Below are 2,151 nucleotides of genomic sequence, written 5' to 3' on the forward strand. Positions count from 1 at the left end.
CCCCGAGATCGGGGTGGTGATGACTTCATCGCCCGGGCCGATGCCGGCGATGCGCAAGGCGATTTCCATGGTGCAGGTGCCGGAATTGAAGGTACGCACGATGCGCCCGCCGAGGTAGTCCGACAAGGCCTTTTCGAAGGCCTGCACCTTGGGCCCACTGGTGATCCAGCCTGAGCGCAGCACCTCGCCGACGGCGGTGATGGTGGCTTCATCGATGGTGGGTTTGGCAAACGGCAGGAAAGGCAGGCTCATGGTGGCATCCGGTCAAACGGTATTGAAGGAGGAGGGCCGGCGCAGCAGGCGGCGCGGCCGTTGCCGGTGCGCCGGGCGCACGGGCAACTCGTTATTGTAAATCAGCTTCTGGTCAGCAAGACCACGCCGACGATGATCACGCCAATGGCCACCAGGCGCTGCAGGGAGACCGCCTCGCCCAGGAAGTACCAGGCGCCGATGGCGTTGATGATGTAGCCCAGCGATAGCAACGGGTAGGCGATGGTGACGTCGACCCGCGACAGGCCGATGATCCACACCCCCACCGAGATCACGTAGCAGGACAGGCCGCCGATGATGGGCAATTGGGTGGCCAGCTTGATGCCGGTGGAAAACCAGTTCTCGGCCGTGAGGTGGATGGCGCCCACCGCATTGGTGCCGGCCTTGAGCAGCAACTGGGCCACAGCGTTCAGACAAATGCCGATGAAGATGAAGCCGAAGGTGGTCAGGTTCATTGGGCCGCCTTCTTTTCGGCTGCGGCCGGTGTGGCCGGCTGCGGATCATTGGCCACGATCACGCGGCGCGGGTCCTGGCCGATCAGGCGCATGGGCAGCTTGCGCTGTACCAGTTGCTGATAGATGGTGGGATCGATGATGGCGATATCCTTCTTGCCAGCCGCATGGTCGGCCACCCACTGTGCCACGAAGGCATCGATGGTCGGCAGCCACAACTGTGGCTCTTGCTTGAGGCCGAATTCCATTTCATCGGCGTGCTCGACCAGGATCATGGTGCGGCGCAGGTAGAAGGGCAGCGCCTGTTCGTAGCGGCCGACCAGGTAGATCGGGGTCTCCGGCTTCAATTCGGCCTGCAAAGCCGGCACGTAGTCCACGCCAGCGGAATAGCGGCCTTGCGGATCATGGCCCAGCATCAGCAACTGGCCGGCCACGAAGGCGGTGGTGGCCAGTGCCGTCACGGCCCAGTCCTTGTGCTGGCGCGCCAGGCGGATGGCGGCGATGCCACCGATGAAGAAGATCAGCGCCCCGGCATACAGGTAGGGGATGTGGGCCTGGATCAGCGGCAGCGAATAGGCATCCTTGGCCAGCTCGGGCACGCGCGGAATGAAGGCCAGCGCCACCGCCGAGGGCAGCGCCACCAGCGAACCGGCCCAGGCCAGCGCCTTGTAGTCGGCTTCTTCCAGGTAGCAGGCAATGAGCAACGCCAGCGCCGGGAAGATCGGCAGAATATAGGAGGGCAGCTTGGAGTCCGAGATGCTGAAGAACACGAAGATGAACACTGCCCACACCAGCAGCAGCCGCTTGGGCTGGAAGCGGCCACCGTTCAAGCTGTTGTAGCCGGCCGTGTCGCGCTGTTCGCGAGTGCCTTTCCACAGGCTCTGGAAGAACACGCCCAGCCAGGGAATGATGCCCAGCACCAGGATGGGAATGAAGTAGTACCACGGGCCGGTGCGGCTATGGATCTTGGTGGTGAAGCGCTGGAAATGCTCGTGGATGAAGAAGAATTGCGGGAATTCCGGGTTGCGCAGCGACACTGCCACGAACCACGGGGTGCAGATGGCAAAGAACAGCAGCAGGCCCTTGACCAGGTGCAGTCGCTTCCAGATCGCCCAGTCGCGCGCAAAGAGCGTATAGAGCACCAGTACCGCGCCCGGCAGGACGATGCCGATCAAGCCCTTGGACAGTACCGCCAGCGCCATGCCGGCCCAGCACAACAGCATCCAGTTGCGCTGGCCTTCACGCGAGACGCCATCGCGCTGCGCCATCAAGAGCGCGCACAGGGCGATGGTCATCATGCCCGACAGGCCCATGTCCAGCGTATTGATGTGGCCCATGCCGGCCCAGAAGAAGCTGGAGGCCAGCACCAGCGCGGCATAGAAGCCGACGCGGCCATGAAGACGCGGCTGCCGGATAGGCCCCAGGCCGA

Annotated in this window: 3 protein-coding genes; all 3 read right to left on the bottom strand. The window is 63.6% G+C overall.

The features are described from left to right. Positions 1-252: DegT/DnrJ/EryC1/StrS family aminotransferase (locus I5W_RS09640; RefSeq protein WP_044529053.1), on the bottom strand; the 252-nt coding region annotated here is incomplete at its 3' end. A gap of 101 nt (positions 253-353) precedes the next feature. Beyond that, the gene (locus I5W_RS09645) at positions 354-725 is read right to left on the bottom strand and encodes an EamA family transporter (RefSeq protein WP_044529054.1); all 372 of its coding nucleotides are present in this window, start codon (positions 723-725) and stop codon (positions 354-356) included. Next, a partial coding sequence (locus tag I5W_RS09650) for a glycosyltransferase family 39 protein (RefSeq protein WP_044529055.1) occupies positions 722-2,151 on the bottom strand: 1,430 nt, incomplete at its 5' end. The genes I5W_RS09645 and I5W_RS09650, both read right to left, overlap by 4 nt.

It is taken from the genome of Herbaspirillum sp. B65 (genome assembly GCF_000333555.1).
Classification (GTDB): Bacteria; Pseudomonadota; Gammaproteobacteria; order Burkholderiales; family Burkholderiaceae_D; genus Herbaspirillum; species Herbaspirillum rubrisubalbicans.

What these genes read in the sequence shown, in the direction of transcription:
- I5W_RS09645 (WP_044529054.1), bottom strand. Translation starts at nt 725, where the DNA reads ATGAACCTGACCACCTTCGGCTTCATCTTCATCGGCATTTGTCTGAAC.